This is a genomic window from Mesorhizobium sp. M0522, from assembly GCF_040321085.1.
In the GTDB taxonomy this organism is placed as follows: Bacteria; Pseudomonadota; Alphaproteobacteria; order Rhizobiales; family Rhizobiaceae; genus Mesorhizobium.
Genome location: NZ_JAMYQW010000004.1, coordinates 1 through 19,513, shown reverse-complemented (window position 1 = coordinate 19,513; position 19,513 = coordinate 1). Strand labels below are relative to the sequence as shown.

Here is a 19,513-nt window from a genome sequence, read left to right as displayed (position 1 = left end):
AGCTTTTTCCTCCGTTATATGGTCCGGCGATGATCACAGCCGCCCTCACCGATGAAGAGCTCGAACGCTACGCCCGCCACATCGTGCTGCCCGAGATCGGCGGCGCCGGCCAGCAGCGGCTGAAGCGGGCGCGGGTGCTCGTCATTGGCGCCGGCGGATTGGGAGCGCCGGTGCTCGAATATCTCGCCGCCGCAGGGATTGGCACTCTCGGTATCGTCGACGACGACATCGTTTCGCTTTCCAACCTGCAACGACAAGTGATCCACGCCACGGGCGATGTCGGGGTGGCGAAAACCGACAGCGCCAGAGCGGCGATCATCCGCATCAATCCAAACGTCGTCGTGGAAGAGCACAATTTCAGGCTGACCGTGGACAACGCCCCTACCCTCATTGCCCGTTATGACATCGTCGTTGACGGCTCCGACAATTTCGAGACACGCTACGCGGTGGCCGACGCCTGCGCCGCGGAAAGCCGGCCGCTCGTGCATGCCGCCGTTGGCCGCTTCGACGGCTCGGTCACCGTACTGAAGCCATTCGAAACCGGCCCGGACGGCAAGTTGAACCCAAGCTACCGCGATCTCTTTCCCGAGGCGCCGCCGCCGGGACTGGTGCCATCCTGCGCGGTGGCCGGCATTGTCGGCGCGCTGACCGGGGTCATCGGCACGCTGCAAGCCATGGAAGCGATCAAGCTGATCACCGGGATTGGCGAGCCGCTGGTCGGACGACTGCTGCTCTACGATGCGCTGGCGGCACGCTTCGACACGATCCGCTACAAGCGAACCAGCCCGTGAGCCTGCCTGCCGACGTTTCCACCGTGCAGCTTGCGGCCGATTTCGACCGTTGGGACGAGGTGCTGGCGCTGGTCATGCGGGCCTTCGCCTTTATGGACGGGGTTATTGACCCGCCGTCCTCGGCGCATCGGCTCACCGTTGAAAATCTCAGGGCTAGAGCGCTGGAGGAGACAGCATTCCTGGCGCTGAAGGAAAACGAGATCGTCGGTTGCGTCTTCATCCTGAAGCGCGCAGACGAGCTCTATGTTGGAAAGCTCGCGGTCGAGCCGGTTCTTCAGGGACAAGGCATTGGAAAACAGCTGATGCAGGCCGTCGAAGATCTTGCCCGCAGCCACAACAGGACCGCCATCGAGCTCCAGACCCGGATCGAGCTGACCGGAAATCACGCAGCCTTTGCCCGCCTCGGTTTTCGTGAAACCGAACGGACAGCGCACAAGGGCTACGAGCGGCCGACCTCAATCACCATGCGCAAGGCGTTTTCGTAAGCCAACGCTATCCAACGACGAACGCGCGGTTGCCGCGGCAAGACCGTGTCGGCGTGACGGCAGGTCACGCCCTCAACGGCAGCACGCGGTCGGGCGGGCGATGACCATCGAAGAAGGCGCGGATATTGATGATCACCTTCTCGCCCATGTCGATACGGCCTTCGAGCGTCGCCGAACCCATATGCGGCAACAGCACGACCTTGCCTTTGTGGGCAAGCTTCAGCAGCTTGCTGTTCAGCGCCGGCTCGTGCTCGTAGACGTCGAGGCCGGCGCCGGCGATCTTGCCGTCATGGATGAGCTTGATCAGCGATTCCTCATCGATGATATCTCCGCGCGCGGTGTTGACTATGTAAGCGGACGGTTGCAGAAGCGCCAGCCGCCGTGCCGAAAGCAGATGGAAAGTTGCCGGTGTCGATGGGCAATTGACCGAGATAATGTCCATACGGGCAAGCATCTGGTCGAGGCTTTCCCAATACGTGGCTTCCAACTCCTCCTCGATTGCCGGCAGCACGCGGTGGCGGTTGTGGTAGTGGATCGAGAGGCCAAAGGCCTTGGCGCGCCTGGCGACGGCAGTGCCGATGCGACCCATGCCGACAATGCCGAGCCGTTTGCCCCAGATGCGACGGCCGAGCATCCAGGTCGGCGACCAGCCCGCCCATTTCTTATCGCCGGTCAGCACGTTGGCGCCTTCGGCCAGCCGCCGCGGTACGGCCAGCATCAGCGCCATGGTCATGTCGGCCGTATCTTCGGTCAACACGTTCGGCGTGTTGGTGACGGTGATGCCTTTCTTGGCCGCTGCCGCAACGTCGATCTTGTCGACGCCATTGCCGAAGTTGGCGATCAGCTTGAGGTTGTCGCCGGCCTGGGCAATCAGCGCCGCGTCGATATTGTCGGTCACAGTCGGCACCAGCACGTCGGCCTCCTTGACCGCCGCCACCAGTTCCGGCTGCGTCATCGGCCTGTCCTCCACATTCAAGCGGGCGTCGAACAACTCGCGCATGCGGGTCTCGACTAGGTCGGGCAACTTGCGCGTGATGACGACGAGGGGCTTCTTTTTGCCTGCCATTGTTTCCTCGAACTCGATCTCGTTGAGACCTCTTTAACCAAGAACGGCGAAACTGAGAGCCGATCGCGGTACCGGTCATCCATGTAACAAGCGGTTCCGCCGAAGACAAAGAAAAATGGGCGCGAAGGCCGATGGGTGGGCGCCGAAAGGAACGAAAGTGTCTGGTTTCGCGTCGCTCCGCCTGACCCTCAGTGCAGCATTCCTCGGCGCTCTCATCCATAGCCCACTGGTGATGGCGCAAAGTGCCGCCGCACCCGCCCAGAGCGTCACGCTCGGACCAAGCGGCTTGCCGCTGCCGCGCTTCGTCAGCCTGAAATCCGGCCGCGTCAACTCGCGCGTTGGGCCGGGCGTCAATTATTCCGTCGACTGGATGTATATGAAGGCAGGCCTGCCGATGGAGATCATCCAGGAGTTCGATACGTGGCGCCGTGTGCGTGATGCCGACGGCTCGGAAGGCTGGATCAATCAGTCGCTGCTTTCGGGCCGTCGCACGGCGATCGTCGCCCCCTGGCAGCGCGGCAAGGACGCTCGCGTCAACCTCCTTGACGACCCGGCAAAAGATGCAGGCGTCATCGCGATCCTCGAACCGGGGGTAATGGGCACGATCAAGTCCTGCGATGGCCAATGGTGCGAAATGACCTTCGACGGCCATACCGGCTGGCTCGCACAGTCGCTCGTCTGGGGTGCCTATCCCGGCGAAAAGGTCAAGAACTGACCTTTCCGAACCGGAGGTCAGGCCAGCGCTGCAAGCACCGGATCGGCATTTGTTTCGCTGATCTTCGGTTCGGGGATGGTTTAGCGGCCGATGCGGCCGAGATGGGTATCCTGGAAACTGCTCGACAGCTTCAAACCATAGCCCAGAGCGCGGTCGATGGCGATGTGGGCGATCCAGATCAGCGCGACAGCTATCGCCATTGCATTGTCAAAGACGCTGCCGACAAGCGCCAGCAGAACGGGCAAGATCAGTATGTGCAAGGCGTTGTAGGCGACGGCCCCGACGCGCGGCCCGGCCATGTAACCCAGCATCGACAGGTCGGGCGCCAGAATGAGCACGGCAAACAGCCACCAGGAAACACCGGCGATTGCATAGAAGACAAGAGCCGCCACCGCGACGGCGACCCATTCGAGCCGGAGCGTCAAATCCAGGAATTTCATAAGGCGCCGGTCAGTCGCAGCGTTTCGGACGCAGTCTCACCACGATATCGACATTGGCGATCTCCATGCCCTCCGGCGGTTCCGGCAGGTTGGAAACCGTCACCGGGCCGCTGTCGATATCGAAGATCCTGTTTTCGCCCTCGATATAGAAATGATGGTGATCGGAGGTGTTGGTGTCGAAATAAGTCTTCGATCCCTCGACGGCAAGGATGCGCAGAAGACCGGCCTGGGTAAACTGGTGCAGAGCATTGTAGACGGTGGCCAGAGACACCGGCACGCCGGCGGCAAGCGCCTCCTCGTGCAGTTCCTCGGCCGAAAGATGGCGGTCGCCCTTGGCGAAAAGCAGATCGGCCAGCGCGATGCGCTGGCGTGTCGGCCTCAGACCGGCCTCGCGAACCCGCTTGTCCACAGCGACATTATCCTTCCGGCAACCCAGATCCATGTATCCGTCGCGCTCACAGTTCCGCCTCAGACAGGTCCAAAATGGCAGAAATTGAGCATCTGCCGAAACCGGACGTGTCCTGACATATATTCTGTCGACCGAATGCGATCAATAGCGCGCATTGACCCGGGCAGACGGGCAGGTTAAGCGCAAGCGCCGGTTTCCGGCCTGAAACAGATTGTGTTAGGAAACCACCGACAAGGGCGCCTATCGCCCGGGACGATCACGGGGACGAGATTGATGGCGGGTTCGAAATCCAGCTACGGTTACGAGGAATTGCTTGCCTGCGCCCGCGGCGAGCTGTTCGGACCGGGAAATGCGCAGCTGCCCTATCCGCCGATGCTGATGTTCGACCGCATCACCGAGATCAGCGAGACCGGCGGTGCGTTCGACAAGGGTTTCATCCGCGCGGAATTCGATATCAAGCCGGATTTGTGGTTTTTCGCCTGCCATTTCATCGGTAATCCGATCATGCCAGGATGCCTAGGCCTGGACGCCATGTGGCAGTTGACGGGGTTCTATCTCGGATGGCTCGGTGAACCCGGCAAGGGGATGGCGCTGTCGACCGGTGAGGTGAGGTTCAAAGGCATGGTCACGCCTTCGGTCAAGAAGGTGGAGTATGGCGTCGACTTCAAGCGCGTGATGCGCGGTCGGCTTGTGCTTGGCATCGCCGATGGCTGGCTGAAGGCAGATGGCGAGCCCATATACGCGGCAACGGATCTGAAGGTCGGTCTGTCCAAGCAATCGGCCGCCGTCTGAACGAAGACCCTACAGTACGACGTCTTGGACGTCTGATGAACGCTGTAGCACTTTAATTTTGCGCATGGTTCCATTCCGGAAATTGATTTCAGGTTCGGGGTCCGCTGGAAGGAGTTGCGAATGAGACGGGTCGTAGTCACAGGTCTCGGCATCGTGTCGTCGATAGGCAACAATGCCAACGAGGTGCAGACCTCGCTGCACGGTGCCAGATCCGGCATCAGCTTCTCCGACTCTTTCGCCGAGCATGGCTTCCGTTGCCGGGTGTGGGGTGCGCCGACGCTGGACCCATCGGGCATGATCGACCGTCGCGCCATGCGCTTCCTGTCGCAGGGTGCTGCCTGGAACCATGTCGCAATGGACCAGGCGATCGCAGACGCCGGCCTCGACGAGGCCGACATCACCAACGAGCGCACCGGTATTGTGATGGGCTCCGGCGGACCGTCGACCCGTGCAATCGTCGAGGCGGCCGAGACCACGATCAAAAACGGCAGCCCCAAGCGGATCGGGCCGTTCGCGGTGCCAAAAGCGATGTCGTCGACCGCGTCGGCGACGCTTGCCACCTGGTTCAAGATCCACGGCGTCAACTATTCGATCTCATCGGCCTGCTCGACGTCTGCGCATTGCATCGGCAATGGCTACGAACTGATTCAGTGGGGCAAGCAGGACATCGTCTTCGCCGGCGGCCATGAGGATCTCGACTGGACGATGTCGGATCTCTTCGATGCCATGGGCGCCATGTCGTCCAAGTTCAACGACAGGGCGTCGGTCGCCTCACGCGCCTACGACGTCGATCGCGACGGTTTCGTCATTGCCGGCGGCGCCGGCGTGCTGATTCTTGAAGAGCTCGAGCATGCCAAGGCACGCGGCGCCAAGATCTATGCCGAGATCGTCGGCTATGGCGCGACATCGGACGGCTACGACATGGTGGCGCCGTCGGGCGAAGGCGCGGCGCGCTGCATGAAGCAGGCGCTCGCAACGGTGTCCTCGCCGGTCGACTACATCAATACGCACGGCACCTCGACGCCGGTCGGCGACTCCAAGGAAATGGGCGCCATCCGCGAGGTGTTCGGCGAGAAGATGCCTTTCATCACGTCGACCAAATCGCTAACCGGCCATTCTCTGGGCGCCGCCGGCGTGCAGGAATCGATCTACTCGATCCTGATGATGCAAGGCGGCTTCATCGGCGAGAGCGCCCACATTGAGAACCTCGATCCGGAATTCGAGGGCATGCCGATCGTGCGCAAGCGCATCGACGATGCAAGGATCGACACCGTTTTGTCCAATTCGTTCGGTTTCGGTGGCACCAACGCAACGCTGATTTTCCAGCGCTATTCCGCATAAGGATTTGCCGACCATGGACGGATTGATGAAGGGCAAGCGCGGGCTTGTCATGGGTGTTGCCAACGATCATTCGATCGCCTGGGGTATCGCCCGCAAACTGTCCGAACATGGCGCGGACCTCGCCTTCACCTATCAGGGCGAGGCCTTCGGGCGCCGGGTCAAGCCGCTCGCCGAGAAATTGGGCGCATCCCTGGTGGTGCCTTGCGACGTCGAGGACAGCGTGTCGGTCGCCGCGACTTTCGAGACTTTGGGGAAGGCGTGGGGCGGGCTGGATTTCGTCGTCCATGCCATCGGCTTTTCCGACAAGAACGAGCTGAAAGGCCTCTACGCCGACACGAGCCGCGACAACTTCATCCGCACAATGGTGATCTCCTGCTACTCCTTCACCGAGATCGCCCGTCACGCCGCCACATTGATGAAGGATAGCGGTTCGATGATCACGCTGACCTATGCTGGTTCGGTCCGTGTCATGCCGAACTACAACGTTATGGGTGTCGCCAAGGCGGGGCTGGAGGCCAGCGTCCGCTATCTCGCCAACGACTACGGCCCGCGCGGCATCAGGGTGAACGGCATATCGGCGGGACCGGTACGGACGCTTGCGGGCGCCGGGATTTCCGACGCACGCCACATGTTCTCCTACCAGCAGCGCAACTCGCCGCTACGTCGTACAGTGACGATCGACGAAGTCGGCGGCTCCGCGCTCTATTTGCTGTCCGACCTGTCATCCGGCGTCACCGGCGAAATCCACTATGTCGATTCCGGCTATCACATCGTTTCCATGCCGACGCTTGACGAATTGAAGCAGACCGACGGCGGGCGGGAATAGCGCGAGCGACGTATCGCCGGCTTCCCCCGCAGGATTTCAGCGTCGCGCCGATAAGACCTTGAACATGCCGTCGCGGGCGAGCTCCGCATGGCTGGAGAAGGCGGCCGCCAGCACCGGTTCGTAGGGAAGTTGACGGTTCGCCACCATGAACAGCCGGCCGCCGGGCTTCAGCGCCTTGCCTGCCGCGCGGATCATGCCGGCACCGATTTCCGGCTCAGTCGCCCGGCTGCGGTGAAAGGGCGGGTTCATGACGACCACGTCGTAGCGGCGCTCGACCGGTTCGCTCAAAAGATCGATCCAGAAGAAACCTGGCTCCACGCCTGTGTTGCCGAGATTGGCCTTCGCCGCCTCCAGCGCCTCGAAATCCGCTTCGTAAAGGTCAAGCGCCGATATGCCAGGTGAGCGGGCGCCGACCTCGGCGGCGACATAGCCCCAACCGGCACAGAAATCCGCAACGCTGCCACGCAGATCGTTGGGCAGATTTTCGATCAGCAGTTTCGATCCGGCATCGATCTTGTCGAAGGAAAACATGCCTGGCGCCGTGCGGAAGCAGCCCTCGACCACCAAATCCGGATTGGCAGCGCGAAGCGTTGCCGCGGCAACGGTATCGGCCGGCCGGCGAAACCAGAAGGCAATGCCGTGATGCTTCGGCAGGTGGCCTTCGAGCGGCACAAGGGCGCCGACATGCTTGCGCAGGCTGGCGATTCCATCGTCCTTGCTGCCGGCGACGACGATCAACCCGCCTGGTGCTGCGCGTTCGACCGCTTCGGCAACGCGCAACTCGTTTTGGCCGCGATGGCGGCCAGCGAGCACAAATGCCGCGTCGAAAGCCTCGCCTTCGACCTGCGGCGTGACCGCGAAGCCGGACGCCTGCAAGGCGCGAAAGTGCGGCCTGAAGCCTTGGACAAGATGAAGCTTGGCATCAAACCCTTCCGGCAAGCGAAAGCCGGGCTCGGCACCGAGAAAGAGTATGCGTTCATCCTTTCGTGGCAGGGAAACAGCACCGGCCTCGAACGAATGGAAAAGCGTTTTCAGCGGCTCGGCGGACATTCACCACTCTTGAACTGCAAGGCTGTTGTTGAAACGCAAACGGGCGCGACCTTCCGGCGCGCCCGCTTCGATTGCATAGTTAGATCAGCTTAGGCGGCGTTTTCTTCGCCTTCGCTCTTCTTGTCGCGCACGATTTCCTTGCCGGTGGCCTGATCGACGACCTTCATCGACAGGCGGACCTTGCCGCGCTCGTCGAAGCCCATCAGCTTGACCCAGACCTTGTCGCCTTCCTTGACCACATCGGAGGTCTTGGCGACGCGGTCATTGGCGAGTTGTGAGATGTGGACGAGGCCGTCACGCGGACCGAAGAAATTGACGAAAGCGCCGAAGTCGGCGGTCTTGACGACCGTGCCTTCGTAGATTTCACCGACTTCCGGCTCGGCGACGATGGTGTGTATCCACTTCTTCGCCGCCTCGATCTCCTTGGCGTTGGCCGAAGCGATCTTGACGGTGCCGTCGTCCTCGATGTTGATCTTGGCGCCGGTCTTTTCGACGATCTCGCGGATGACCTTGCCGCCCGAGCCGATCACGTCGCGGATCTTATCGGTCGGGATGTGCATGACCTCGATGCGCGGCGCGAACTCGCCGAGCTCGGCACGTGCGCCGGACAGCGCGTGGGCCATTTCGCCGAGAATGTGCTGACGGCCATCCTTGGCCTGGTCGAGCGCGATCTTCATGATCTCCTCGGTGATGCCCTCGATCTTGATGTCCATCTGCAGCGAGGTGATGCCGTAGGCGGTGCCTGCAACCTTGAAGTCCATGTCGCCGAGGTGGTCCTCGTCGCCAAGGATGTCGGAGAGCACGGCGAAGCGCTCGCCTTCCTTGATCAGGCCCATTGCAATACCGGCGACCGGCTTGGCCAGCGGCACGCCCGCGTCCATCAGAGCCAGCGAGGTGCCGCAGACGGTAGCCATCGACGACGAGCCGTTGGACTCGGTGATCTCCGAAACGACGCGCAACGTATAGGGGAACTGGTCGGCGGTCGGAAGCATCGGCCGGATGGCGCGCCAGGCGAGCTTGCCATGGCCGATTTCGCGGCGGCCCGGCGAACCCATGCGGCCGGTTTCACCGACCGAATAGGGAGGGAAGTTGTAGTGCAGGAGGAACTTCTCCTTGTACATGCCGGTCAACGAATCGACATACTGCTCGTCCTCGCCGGTGCCGAGCGTGGCGACGACCAGTGCCTGGGTCTCGCCGCGAGTGAACAGCGCCGAGCCGTGCGTGCGCGGCAGGACGCCGACTTCCGAGACGATCTTGCGGACCGTCTTCAGGTCGCGGCCGTCGATGCGCGAGCCGGTGTCGAGGATGTTCCAGCGCACGACCTTGGCCTGGAGCTCCTTGAACACGGTGCCGATCTGTTCGGACGTGTATTTGGCCTCTTCGCCTTCTGCGGGCGCGAACGCGGCCTTGACCTTCGCCTTGACGGCGTCGACGGCGGCATAGCGCTTCTGCTTGTCGGTGATCTTGTAGGCGTCGCGAAGCTCGCCTTCGACGATCTTGAGCATCTCCGCTTCAAGTGCGGAATAGTCCGGCGCGGTGAAGTCGCGCGGGTCCTTTGCCGCGACTTCAGCCAGCTTGATGATCGCGTCGATCACCGGCTGGAAGCCCCTGTGGCCGAACATGACGGCGCCGAGCATAAGGTCCTCGCCGAGTTCCTTGGCTTCGGACTCGACCATCAGCACGGCGTCGGCGGTGCCGGCGACGACCAGGTCGAGCTTCGATTCCTGCATCTCGTCGACATGCGGGTTGAGCACATATTCGCCGTTGATGTAGCCGACGCGGGCGCCGCCAACCGGGCCCATGAACGGCACGCCGGACAAGGTCAGGGCGGCGGAGGTGGCGACGATCGACAGGATGTCCGGGTCATTTTCGAGATCGTGCTGGACGACGGTGACGACGATCTGGGTGTCGTTCTTGTAGCCTTCGGCGAAGAGCGGGCGGATCGGGCGGTCGATCAGGCGGGAAACCAGCGTTTCCTTCTCGCTCGGACGGCCTTCCCGCTTGAAATAGCCACCCGGGATCTTGCCGGCGGCGTAAGTCTTCTCCTGGTAGTTGACCGTCAGCGGGAAGAAATCGAGGCCGGGTTTCGGCTCCTTCATCGAGACGACGGTGGCGAGAACCTTGGTTTCGCCGTAGGTGGCCAGCACCGCGCCATCAGCCTGACGCGCGATCTTGCCGGTTTCGAGAATGAGCGGACGGCCGCCCCATTCGATTTCCACTTTGTGGTAATTGAACATGTCTTGTCCTTCATATGCGGAAAGGGCCGCGCCGTTTCAGCGTGCGCGGATGCCCCTTTCCCTTGGCTTCCTTTCTCGGGCAGCCACGGGCAAGACAACGGGAGGCTCGGTTTATTCGGCGCGGTGCCGCACGAGCGTCCTGCAATCCTGCCCCATGACCGTCCATGGGCGGTTTCGAGCGGCCCTCTGCTGTTTCGAAACCGGGTTGGCCAATCGATCCGAGTGGCCTTGCGCGTGAACCCGAAAACCAGGTTTTCGGAAAATATCCTGCGCAAATCTAAACTTCAGAGCGTCCTTTGCGCATCCAAACCGATGCGCGGCGCTCTACTTCCTTCATGGAGCCTTGGATGACCCGATGCTCCAATGCGCGACCGGCGGGCTCTCGAAAGAACCCGCCGGTCAATTCGTCAACGGCGCAGACCGAGCTTCTCGATCAGCGTCTGATAGCGCGCGTCGTCCTTGCGCTTGAGATAATCAAGCAGGCTGCGGCGCTGGGAAACGAGAGCGAGCAGACCACGGCGGGAATGGTTATCCTTTTTGTGGTCCTTGAAATGGTCGGTCAGGTTCTTGATGCGCTCCGAAAGGATGGCCACCTGGACTTCCGGAGACCCGGTATCGCCCTTGGCGGTAGCGAATTCGCCCATCAATTCCTTCTTGCGTTCGGCAGTAATCGACATCGTGTTTTTCCTTGTCTGTTTGAGGAAACGGGACGCCCTCAGCCGGGATGTCGTCCAGCAGGGGCCGGTGCAAGCAACGCGTCAAAGCGCGAGGCTGCGGCGCATATAGTGCAATTCCGACAAAAAGGCCAGCCTAATTCACAAGCCGGCTTTTTGCTGCATAAACGGGCACTTCCGCCTAGTCAGAGCCATTTCTTCCATTTGAAGTACGCAAAGAGCCCGACCGCAACAAGCGCCATGAAGACGAGCGACAGGGGATAGCCGTAATAGGCTTTCAGCTCCGGCATGTTCCAGGGCGAGGTGTCGGGGTCGAAATTCATGCCCCATACGCCGACGAGAAAGGTAAGCGGCATGAAGATCACCGAGACGATCGTCAGATAGCTGATGACGTCGTTGGTGCGCGCCTGGCTGAGCGACAAGTGCATCTCGATCAGGCCGGTCAGCATGTCGCGCTGGGTTTCGACCAGTTCGATCAATCGCAGCGAATGATCGAGCGTGTCGTTCAGAAATATCTTGGTTTCGGCCTTCACATAAGAGACGTCGTTGCGGATCATGGTCGCCAGCGCGTCGCGCATCGGCCAAAGCACGCCCTTCAGCACATTGGCATCGCGCCGCAATTCGTGAAGCTGCCGCATCTGATGCTTGTGCGCCTGGTTCAGCATCTGGTCCTCAATGCTGTCGACCAATTCGCCGGCAGCCTCGATCGGCGGGAAATAGCTGTCAACGATGGCGTCGATCAAAGCATAGGCGAGATAGTCGGCGCCGCGCGAGCGCAAGCGGTTGGGCACCGAGCTTGCGATCCGCTTGCGCACGGGATCGAACGGGTCGCCTTCGCGTTCCTGGAAGGTGACGACGAAGTTCCTGCCGAAGAAGACGGCGATCTGTTCGTAGCGATGCGCGGTGACATCGTCGATCATCCTGACGACGACAAAGGCATGGTCCTCGAAGAAATCCACCTTCGGCCGCTGGCCGGTGTTGACGACATCTTCCAGCGCCAACGGATGCAGGTTGAAGATCCGGCCGATCTCCTCGATCAGCTGGATGTTGGCGAGGCCTGTGCAATCGAGCCAGATAACCGGCCAATTGTGGCAATGGGTGTTGACGTCGTCGATGCTGGCATTGTCGATGGTCTTGAACTTTTCGGGCGAGATCAATGTCAGCCTGAGCTCGGAACGGCGTGCCGCCGGGTCGGCGATCAGCGTGCCGGGCGAGGCCCCGACCGGCGGCCTCCGTGTTTTGAGCGCCGCTCGTTTGTTGACCGTGTCAGCCTTTGCCATGTGCCCCCTCGAGTGCAGCGTCGAACGGCACTACAGCGCAGCGCATCCTTTCGGACGGCAAACGACGCCGTAGGCCTGTTGATTTAGCGCATGATCCTTTCCCAAAATAGAATCCGGTTTGGAGATCATGCGCCGGGCGACAGCTGTTACCCGATAAAGACCCGCTTTGGCTTGAACATGCCTTGCTCGATGGCGCCGATGGCGACCAGCTTGCCGCGCGCGGTGGCGCAGGCCTCCTCCGCTTCTACCGGCGCGTCACGGCCGCGAATGATGACCGGATTGCCGAGGCGGATTTTGGTTGCCGCATCATCGCTGATCGCGACCTGCGGCAGGCATTCGAGCGCGGCGGCGGTGTCGACCAGAAGTGCATCGATGGCACCGAAGTCGATCGGGGCGTCTGCTGCTTGCGGCTCGCCCTGCTCGCCGAAGCGGGCGGCTTCCAGCTCGGCCAGGGTAACGAAATCTTCCTGCGTGAACGGCTCGACCTCGACCCGCCGCAGCTCGGCGATGTGACCAAAGCAGCCAAGGTCGCGGCCCATGTCGCGCGCCAGCGAGCGGACATAGGTGCCCTTGCCGCATTCGACCTCGAAGATGGTGCGATCGGCCATGTGCTCGACCAGATCGAGCCGGCCGATCTCGACCTCGCGTGCCGGAATGTCGATCGTCTCGCCATCGCGGGCAAGGTCGTAGGCGCGCTCGCCGGCGATCTTGATCGCCGAAAATTGCGGCGGCGTCTGCATGATGACGCCGGTATATTTCGAAAGCAGCGCCCGTACGTCGGCTTCCGCCGGACGGCGGTCCGAGCTTTTGGTCGCCGGGCCTTCGAGGTCGTCGGTCGAACGCTCCTCGCCCCAGGCAACCGTGAAGCGGTAGACCTTGGCGCCGTCCTGGACGTATGGCACGGTCTTGGTCGCCTCGCCGAGCGCGATCGGCAGCATGCCGGACGCCAGCGGGTCGAGCGTGCCGGCATGGCCGGCCTTTTCCGCCTGGAACAGCCATTTGATCTTGGAGACGGCTTCAGTCGAGCCCATGCCGACCGGCTTGTCCAGTACCAGCCAGCCCGAGATCGGCCGGCCCTTCTTCTTGCCGCGACGCGCCACTATTCGCTGTCCTTCCGGTCGTCTTTGTCTTTGTCGTCGGCGCTGAGATCGCGCGCCACTTCGGGCGAGTGCAGCAACTCGTTTATCTTCTGGAAATTGTCGTAGCTGGTGTCGAGCCGGAAGCGGAATTCCGGCATGTACTTCATCTGGCGCAGCGCGCCGGAGACGCGGCCGCGCACGAACTTCGCATGCTTGTTGAGCGCCTCGATCACCGCCCCGGCATCCTTGGCGCCGAGCGGCGAAACGAAGGCGGTGGCGATCTTGAGATCGGGCGACATGCGCACTTCCGAGACCGAAACCACCGTGTTCTCGATCAGCGGATCGAGGATCTCGCCGCGCTGCAAGGTTTCCGACAGAGCATGGCGCACCTGCTCGCCTACGCGAAGCATGCGCTGGGATGGGCCTGATGTGATTGAACGGGGCATTTTTCTCTATCCTGAAATCGTGGGGCGCGGGATAGGACCGCACCACATGTCTCATATGGTTTGGGCGGCGGTCTTTCGACCACCGCCCGGTCTCGATGGATGCCCGAACTCGAACGTTCGAGCTCAGAGCGTCCTGGTCACCATCTCGACGCGGAAGCACTCGATGACGTCACCGACGCGCATGTCCTCGTAGTTCTGGAAGGCCATGCCGCATTCCTGGCCGCCCGGAACTTCCGAAACCTCGTCCTTGAAGCGCTTCAGGGTCTTCAGCGTGCCTTCGTGGATGACGACGTTGTCGCGGATCAGGCGCACGCCCGCACCACGCTCGACCTTGCCTTCGGTGACACGGCAGCCGGCGATCTTGCCGACCTTGGTGATGTCGAAGATCTCGAGGATCTCGGCATTGCCGATGAAGGTCTCGCGACGCTCCGGCGAGAGCAGGCCGGAGAGCGCCGCTTTCACATCATCGACCAGATTGTAGATGATCGAATAGTAGCGGATCTCGATGCCTGCCGCAGCCGCGGCTGCGCGGGCCTGCGCATTGGCGCGAACGTTGAAGCCGATGATCGCAGCCCCCGAAGTTTCCGCCAGCGACACGTCGCTTTCGGTAATGCCGCCAGCCCCCGCATGGACGATGCGGGCGCGCACCTCGTCGGTGCCGAGATTGTCGAGCGCGGCGTTGATCGCCTCGATCGAGCCCTGCACGTCGCCCTTGATGACCAGCGGGAATTCCTTCAATCCGCTGGTCTGCAACTGCGACATCATCTGTTCAAGCGAGCCGCGCTGGCCGGCATGCCTGGCCACCGCCTTCTCACGCGCCAGACGCTGGCGATATTCGGTGATCTCGCGGGCGCGTGCTTCGTTGTTGACAACGGCGAAGCGGTCGCCGGCCTGCGGCGTGCCTTGCAGGCCGAGCACCTCCACCGGCATTGCCGGCGGCGCTTCCTTGACCTGCTCGCCGCGATCATTGACGAGCGCGCGTACCCGGCCCCATTCGTTGCCGGCGACGAGAATGTCGCCCGGCATCAACGTGCCGGTCTGCACCAGCACGGTAGCGACTGGGCCGCGGCCCTTGTCGAGCTGGGCTTCGATGACCACGCCTTCGGCGGTGCGGTCCGGATTGGCCTTCAGGTCGAGGATTTCGGCCTGCAGCAGGATCGCTTCGAGCAACTTGTCGAGATTGATGCCCTTGGTCGCCGACACCTCGACATCCAGCACCTCACCGCCCATGGATTCGACGAACACCTCGTGGCGCAGCAGTTCCGAACGCACCTTCTGCGGGTCGGCGTCATGCTTGTCGATCTTGTTGATCGCCACAATGATCGGAACGCCGGCCGCCTTGGCGTGATTGATCGATTCGATCGTCTGCGGCATGACGCTGTCGTCAGCTGCCACCACGAGGATGGCGATATCGGTCGCCTGGGCACCGCGGGCGCGCATCGCCGTGAAGGCGGCGTGGCCGGGCGTGTCGATGAAGGTAACCTTGTGACCGTTCTTCTCGACCTGATAGGCGCCGATATGCTGGGTAATGCCGCCGGCCTCGCCGGAGACGACGTTGGCATTGCGGATGGCATCGAGCAACGAGGTCTTGCCGTGATCGACATGGCCCATGATCGTTACCACCGGCGGACGCGGCTGCAGGTCCTCGGGACGATCGGCGATGTTGAACAAGCCCTCTTCGATGTCGGACTCGGCGACGCGGCGGACCGTGTGGCCAAATTCGGTGGCGACGAGTTCGGCCGTGTCGGCGTCGATGACGTCACCAGGCTTCAGGATCTGGCCCTGCTTCATGAAGAACTTGACCACGTCGACAGCGCGCTCGGACATGCGCTGCGCCAGCTCCTGGATGGTGATGGTTTCGGGCAGGATCACTTCACGCATGACTTTCTCGCGTGGCTCGTTATGCAACGCGCGCTTGAATTTCTCCTGACGGCGGCGCATCGACGAGAGCGAGCGGGCGCGCGCATCCTCGTCGGAAAGCGCCGAATTCAGCGTCAGCTTGCCGCGGCGGCGGTCTTCCTCGCCCTTGGTCGGTTTGGCCGGACGCGCCACTTCCGGCGTGACCAGACGGCGCACTGGTGCGCCGGCACCGGTCCGCTTCGGTTTGACCTCTTCCTCGTCATCGACTGTTGCCAGTTCGGCGGCGAGCGGCGCACGGCGGCGCGCCTCTTCCTCGGCACGGCGGCGGGATTCGGCCTCGGCTTGCAGCCGTGCCTCTTCCTCGGCCTGACGGCGAGCCGATTCCTCGCGCTCGCGGCGGCGGCGCTCTTCGTCCTCGCTGCGGCGCTTGGCTTCCTCGATGGCGCGCTGGCGATCCTCGACATCGCGGACCTTCGAGCCCTCGAGAGCCCGGCGGCGTGCTTCCATTTCCTGGCGCGACAACTCGTTCAGCACCATGCCGCCGCGTTCGACCGGCGGCGGAGGGGGAGGCGCCTTGGGAGCTTCCTGCACGGCAGGCGCTGCCGCGACCGGCTTCGGCGTGAAGACGGACACAGGCGCTGCCGCCGGTTCCGGCTTGTCGCCGGGCAGCGAGAACTTGCGCTTCTTGGTCTCGACGACCACCGACTTGGTGCGGCCGTGCGAGAAGTTCTGGCGCACCGTGCCCTGTTCCATACCGGGGCGCTTCAGCGTCAAGGTCTTCTTCGGCGTAACACTCAGCGTCTTGTCGTCGCCCGATTTCGTATCGCTCATTCCATATCCTCTGCGGCATCATCTTCGTCAGCAACGGCCGCAAGCATTGCCAGATCGTCCGGGGAACCGCCCCGATATCGGTCGAGCGCAACCATGCGCTTCTGGACCGCCCTGCCCGCGTCTCCCGCGAGAACGGCAGCATGTATCACATTTGTACCCCCCAATGCCAAGCTCAACTCGGCCTCGGAGAAAAGTTTGTAAGCGCGGATCGCAGGCCCGCCGAGGTGGACGGTTGCCCGTCGCGCCTGGCTTATCTTGCGGACGCCATCGTCGGAAGCCTCGGTCGCGTGGAGCACGAAAAGTGCAAGTCCGCCGCGCACGGCGCTCTCGACCTTGGTCGCTCCGAGCGCTATGGCGCCCGCCTTGCGGGCCAGGCCAAGCATGCCCAGAGCGGACCTGGAAAGCAGCGCGTCGACCATGCCGCCAAGATCGGCCGGCACGCTCACCTGCGCCTTAAAAGCACGGGCAAACAGGTTTTTGGCCGCTGCCTTTTCTATATGTAGGCGGTCGGCCGTCACCCAGCAACCGCGGCCGGGCAGGTTTCTCTTGATGTCCGGAACGACGGCCGAATCCGGGCCGACGACGAAACGGATCAGTTCATCCGGTTCGGCTTGCCTGCGGGTGACGATGCAGGTGCGATCGTTCATCTCGTCCAAGGGCGGGTTCGGTGCGATGCGGTTTCACCTCACGCACCGACGGTTTCGTCAGCCGGCACGCCCTCGGCGGCAAGCTCGTCTTCGGTGATCCAGCCAGCCTTCAGGCGAGCGGCCAGGACCATCTGCTCGGCATCGGCGCGTGATACGCCGTGGTTGGCGAGCACACCCGGGAATACCTTCGTCTCGCCGTCCTTGCGTTCCTTCCAACCGGTCAGGTCGTCGGCGGCGTAGCCGGCGAAATCCTCGATCGTCTTCACGCCGTCCTCGCCGAGCGTCACCATCATGGCGGTGGTGATGCCGGGAATCTCGCGCAGCTCGTCCTTGACGCCGAGCGCCTTGCGCTTCTCGTCATGCTCGGCTTCGATCTTCTCCAGATATTCGCGGGCGCGGGTCTGGATTTCCGAAGCCGTGTCCTCGTCGAAGCCGTCGATCGACGCGATTTCGCCGGAGTCGACATACGCGACCTCCTCGACGCTGGTGAAGCCTTCGGAAGCGAGCACCTGGCCGACCATCTCGTCGACGTCGAGGGCTTCCATGAACAGCGACGACCGTTCGACGAATTCCTTCTGGCGGCGTTCGCTCTCTTCCTGCTCGGTCAGGATGTCGATATCCCAGCCGGTGAGCTGCGAGGCAAGACGGACGTTCTGGCCGCGGCGGCCGATGGCCAGCGACAGCTGATCGTCGGGAACGACGACCTCGATGCGCTCGGCATCCTCGTCGAGCACGACCTTGGCGACTTCCGCCGGCTGCAACGCATTGACAATGAAGGACGCCGCCGAAGGCGACCACGGAATGATGTCGATCTTCTCGCCCTGCAATTCACCGACGACCGCCTGGACGCGGCTGCCGCGCATACCGACGCAGGCACCGACCGGATCGATGGAGCTGTCGCGCGAGATGACAGCGATCTTGGCGCGCGAACCCGGATCGCGGGCGACCGACTTGATCTCGATGATGCCGTCGTAGATTTCCGGCACTTCCATGGTGAACAGCTTCGCCATGAACTGCGGATGGGTGCGCGACAGGAAGATCTGCGGGCCGCGCTGTTCGCGGCGTACGTCATAGACATAGGCACGGACGCGATCGCCATACTTGTAGTTTTCGCGCGGAATCAGCTCGTCGCGGCGGATGATCGCTTCGCCGCGGCCGAGATCGACGATGACGTTGCCGTATTCGACGCGCTTGACGGTACCGTTGACGATCTCGCCGATACGGTCCTTGTATTCGTCATATTGCCGGTCGCGCTCGGCCTCGCGCACCTTCTGCACGATGACCTGCTTGGCGGACTGGGCGGCGATGCGGCCAAAATCCATCGGCGGTAGCTGTTCGGCAATGAAATCGCCGAGCTGGGCGTCCGGATTGCGCTCGCGCGCCGAGGAAATGGCAATCTGCGTCGCGTAGTCATCGACCTTCTCGACCACTTCCATCAGCCGCTGCAGCTTCATCTCGCCGGTGTTGGCATTGATGTCGGCGCGGATATTGGTTTCCTGGCCGTAGCGCGAGCGCGCGGCCTTCTGGATCGCATCGGCCATGGCGGCGATGACGATCGACTTGTCGATCGACTTTTCACGCGCGACCGCATCGGCGATCTGCAGCAGTTCAAGCCTGTTGGCGCTTACAACCATCTTCTTTCTCCCGAGCTTGTTGCCGACCCCTACGGCCGGCAGCCCAATCACATTTCCTGTTCGGTTTCGTCTTCCGCACCCTCTGGTGCGTCTTCGGGTTCGCCGCGGCGTTTCCTGGCTTCCTTGCGCGCCCGATTGTCCTTCGACAGCGCATCGCGGATAAGGTCGTCGGTCAGAATCAGCCGCGCTTCGGCAATCGCATCGTAGGGAACACGTACCGTCGGCTCCTCGCCGTAGGCGGCCTTGTCACGCTCGATCAGCACACCGTCCGCGTCGCTTTCGGCGATCTTGCCCTTGAAGCGCTTACGGTCGGCGACGAGAACCGACGTTTCCATCTTCACCAGATGGCCGGTCCAGGCTGCAAAGTCCGATTTGCGGACCAGCGGCCGGTCGATGCCCGGCGACGACACTTCGAGATGATAAGCCTTCTCGATCGGATCATCGACATCGAGCGCCGGCGACACCGCCCGGCTGACCTCTTCACAATCCTCGACCGTCATGGTGCCGTCCTCGCGCTCGGCCATGATCTGCAGCGTCAGCCCGTTCTGGCCCGACAGGTGCACACGTACCAAGCGGAAGCCAATGGCGCGCAGTACCGGCTGAACGATCAGCGCGATGCGCGCATCGATGCCGCTTTCGCGGATGATGCGGTCGTCGCCTTCGCTTGCCGTCACTGTCATTCGGTCCTGTCACTCGATTTCTGTTGGTCGGCAGGTAATAAAAAAGAGCGGGACCGGGTGGACCCACTCTTCGTCATAGCGACCAAGAATTTGAAGCTGATATAGACGATCGTGGTCCTCATTTCAAGCCCGTCCTGCATGACGGTGTCGGTAGCTTTTCAAGTTGTCCGGTTTTTGTAGCACATCAGATGTCCGCTTCTGTTTGTTGCAGGAGGTGCGTCGAAGCGGTT

Annotated in this window: 19 protein-coding genes; 6 read left to right on the top strand and 13 right to left on the bottom strand. The window is 62.3% G+C overall.

Annotated features, from left to right (window positions below; translation table 11 throughout):
* The first annotated feature begins 29 nt into the window (after positions 1-29).
* Complete coding sequence (locus tag NKI58_RS06785) at positions 30-791, top strand: molybdopterin-synthase adenylyltransferase MoeB (RefSeq protein WP_031211813.1); 762 nt, start codon at positions 30-32, stop codon at positions 789-791.
* On the top strand, positions 788-1,276 hold the full coding sequence (locus tag NKI58_RS06780) for a GNAT family N-acetyltransferase (RefSeq protein ID WP_023676917.1): 489 nt from the start codon (positions 788-790) through the stop codon (positions 1,274-1,276). Before NKI58_RS06785 ends, NKI58_RS06780 begins: the two co-directional genes overlap by 4 nt.
* A 64-nt stretch (positions 1,277-1,340) precedes the next feature.
* On the opposite strand, the gene NKI58_RS06775 is transcribed toward NKI58_RS06780, so the two are convergent.
* Positions 1,341-2,342, bottom strand: coding sequence for a 2-hydroxyacid dehydrogenase (locus NKI58_RS06775; RefSeq protein ID WP_023676916.1), 1,002 nt, complete (start codon positions 2,340-2,342; stop codon positions 1,341-1,343).
* A gap of 157 nt (positions 2,343-2,499) precedes the next feature.
* On the opposite strand from NKI58_RS06775, the gene NKI58_RS06770 reads away from it, so the two are divergent.
* Positions 2,500-3,057: an SH3 domain-containing protein gene (locus NKI58_RS06770; protein WP_352853100.1), complete on the top strand. Its 558-nt coding sequence runs from the start codon at positions 2,500-2,502 to the stop codon at positions 3,055-3,057.
* A gap of 80 nt (positions 3,058-3,137) precedes the next feature.
* On the opposite strand, the gene NKI58_RS06765 is transcribed toward NKI58_RS06770, so the two are convergent.
* Together NKI58_RS06765 and irrA are read right to left on the bottom strand one after the other, a co-directional pair.
* Complete coding sequence (locus NKI58_RS06765) at positions 3,138-3,497, bottom strand: DUF4260 domain-containing protein (protein ID WP_023676914.1); 360 nt, start codon at positions 3,495-3,497, stop codon at positions 3,138-3,140.
* 10 nt (positions 3,498-3,507) lie between these two features.
* Positions 3,508-3,939, bottom strand: coding sequence for an iron response transcriptional regulator IrrA (gene irrA / locus NKI58_RS06760; protein ID WP_023676913.1), 432 nt, complete (start codon positions 3,937-3,939; stop codon positions 3,508-3,510).
* A gap of 240 nt (positions 3,940-4,179) precedes the next feature.
* On the opposite strand from irrA, the gene fabA reads away from it, so the two are divergent.
* The 3 genes from fabA (at position 4,180) to fabI (ending at position 6,865) form a co-directional block, all read left to right on the top strand.
* The gene (fabA, locus tag NKI58_RS06755) at positions 4,180-4,698 is read left to right on the top strand and encodes a 3-hydroxyacyl-[acyl-carrier-protein] dehydratase FabA (RefSeq protein ID WP_023676912.1); all 519 of its coding nucleotides are present in this window, start codon (positions 4,180-4,182) and stop codon (positions 4,696-4,698) included.
* Positions 4,699-4,818: 120 nt separating this feature from the next.
* Positions 4,819-6,039 (top strand): beta-ketoacyl-ACP synthase I, encoded by a 1,221-nt coding sequence (gene fabB, locus NKI58_RS06750; protein ID WP_352784698.1) that lies wholly within the window; start codon positions 4,819-4,821, stop codon positions 6,037-6,039.
* 13 nt (positions 6,040-6,052) lie between these two features.
* A complete protein-coding gene (gene fabI / locus NKI58_RS06745; RefSeq protein WP_023676910.1) occupies positions 6,053-6,865 on the top strand; it encodes an enoyl-ACP reductase FabI in 813 nt (270 codons plus the stop codon).
* A 36-nt stretch (positions 6,866-6,901) separates the two neighbouring features.
* Here the strand turns inward: fabI and NKI58_RS06740 are convergent, their stop codons facing one another.
* The 10 genes from NKI58_RS06740 to rimP all read right to left on the bottom strand — a co-directional run bounded on the left by NKI58_RS06740 (position 6,902) and on the right by rimP (position 19,283).
* Positions 6,902-7,915 carry a class I SAM-dependent methyltransferase gene (locus NKI58_RS06740; protein ID WP_352570340.1) on the bottom strand — a complete coding sequence of 338 codons (1,014 nt, stop codon included), beginning with the start codon at positions 7,913-7,915 and terminating at the stop codon, positions 6,902-6,904.
* 89 nt (positions 7,916-8,004) lie between these two features.
* Positions 8,005-10,152 (bottom strand): polyribonucleotide nucleotidyltransferase, encoded by a 2,148-nt coding sequence (gene pnp / locus NKI58_RS06735; protein WP_292654001.1) that lies wholly within the window; start codon positions 10,150-10,152, stop codon positions 8,005-8,007.
* A 407-nt stretch (positions 10,153-10,559) separates the two neighbouring features.
* Entirely contained in the window at positions 10,560-10,871 is a 312-nt protein-coding gene (rpsO, locus tag NKI58_RS06730) for a 30S ribosomal protein S15 (protein ID WP_280940423.1), read from the bottom strand.
* Between the two features lie 140 nt (positions 10,872-11,011).
* Positions 11,012-12,106, bottom strand: coding sequence for a magnesium/cobalt transporter CorA (gene corA, locus NKI58_RS06725; RefSeq protein WP_352680483.1), 1,095 nt, complete (start codon positions 12,104-12,106; stop codon positions 11,012-11,014).
* A 146-nt stretch (positions 12,107-12,252) separates the two neighbouring features.
* Positions 12,253-13,206, bottom strand: a complete 954-nt coding sequence (truB, locus tag NKI58_RS06720) for a tRNA pseudouridine(55) synthase TruB (protein ID WP_023676905.1) — start codon at positions 13,204-13,206, stop codon at positions 12,253-12,255.
* A complete protein-coding gene (gene rbfA / locus NKI58_RS06715) occupies positions 13,206-13,631 on the bottom strand; it encodes a 30S ribosome-binding factor RbfA (protein ID WP_023676904.1) in 426 nt (141 codons plus the stop codon). The genes truB and rbfA overlap by 1 nt, the downstream gene beginning before the upstream one ends.
* Before the next feature lie 123 nt (positions 13,632-13,754).
* Positions 13,755-16,322, bottom strand: a complete 2,568-nt coding sequence (infB, locus tag NKI58_RS06710) for a translation initiation factor IF-2 (protein WP_352589066.1) — start codon at positions 16,320-16,322, stop codon at positions 13,755-13,757.
* On the bottom strand, positions 16,319-16,969 hold the full coding sequence (locus NKI58_RS06705; RefSeq protein ID WP_352455116.1) for an RNA-binding protein: 651 nt from the start codon (positions 16,967-16,969) through the stop codon (positions 16,319-16,321). Before NKI58_RS06705 ends, infB begins: the two co-directional genes overlap by 4 nt.
* A 38-nt stretch (positions 16,970-17,007) precedes the next feature.
* Positions 17,008-18,603 carry a transcription termination factor NusA gene (nusA, locus tag NKI58_RS06700; protein WP_023676901.1) on the bottom strand — a complete coding sequence of 532 codons (1,596 nt, stop codon included), beginning with the start codon at positions 18,601-18,603 and terminating at the stop codon, positions 17,008-17,010.
* 47 nt (positions 18,604-18,650) lie between these two features.
* Positions 18,651-19,283 (bottom strand): ribosome maturation factor RimP, encoded by a 633-nt coding sequence (gene rimP, locus NKI58_RS06695; RefSeq protein ID WP_023676900.1) that lies wholly within the window; start codon positions 19,281-19,283, stop codon positions 18,651-18,653.
* Positions 19,284-19,513 lie beyond the last annotated feature (230 nt).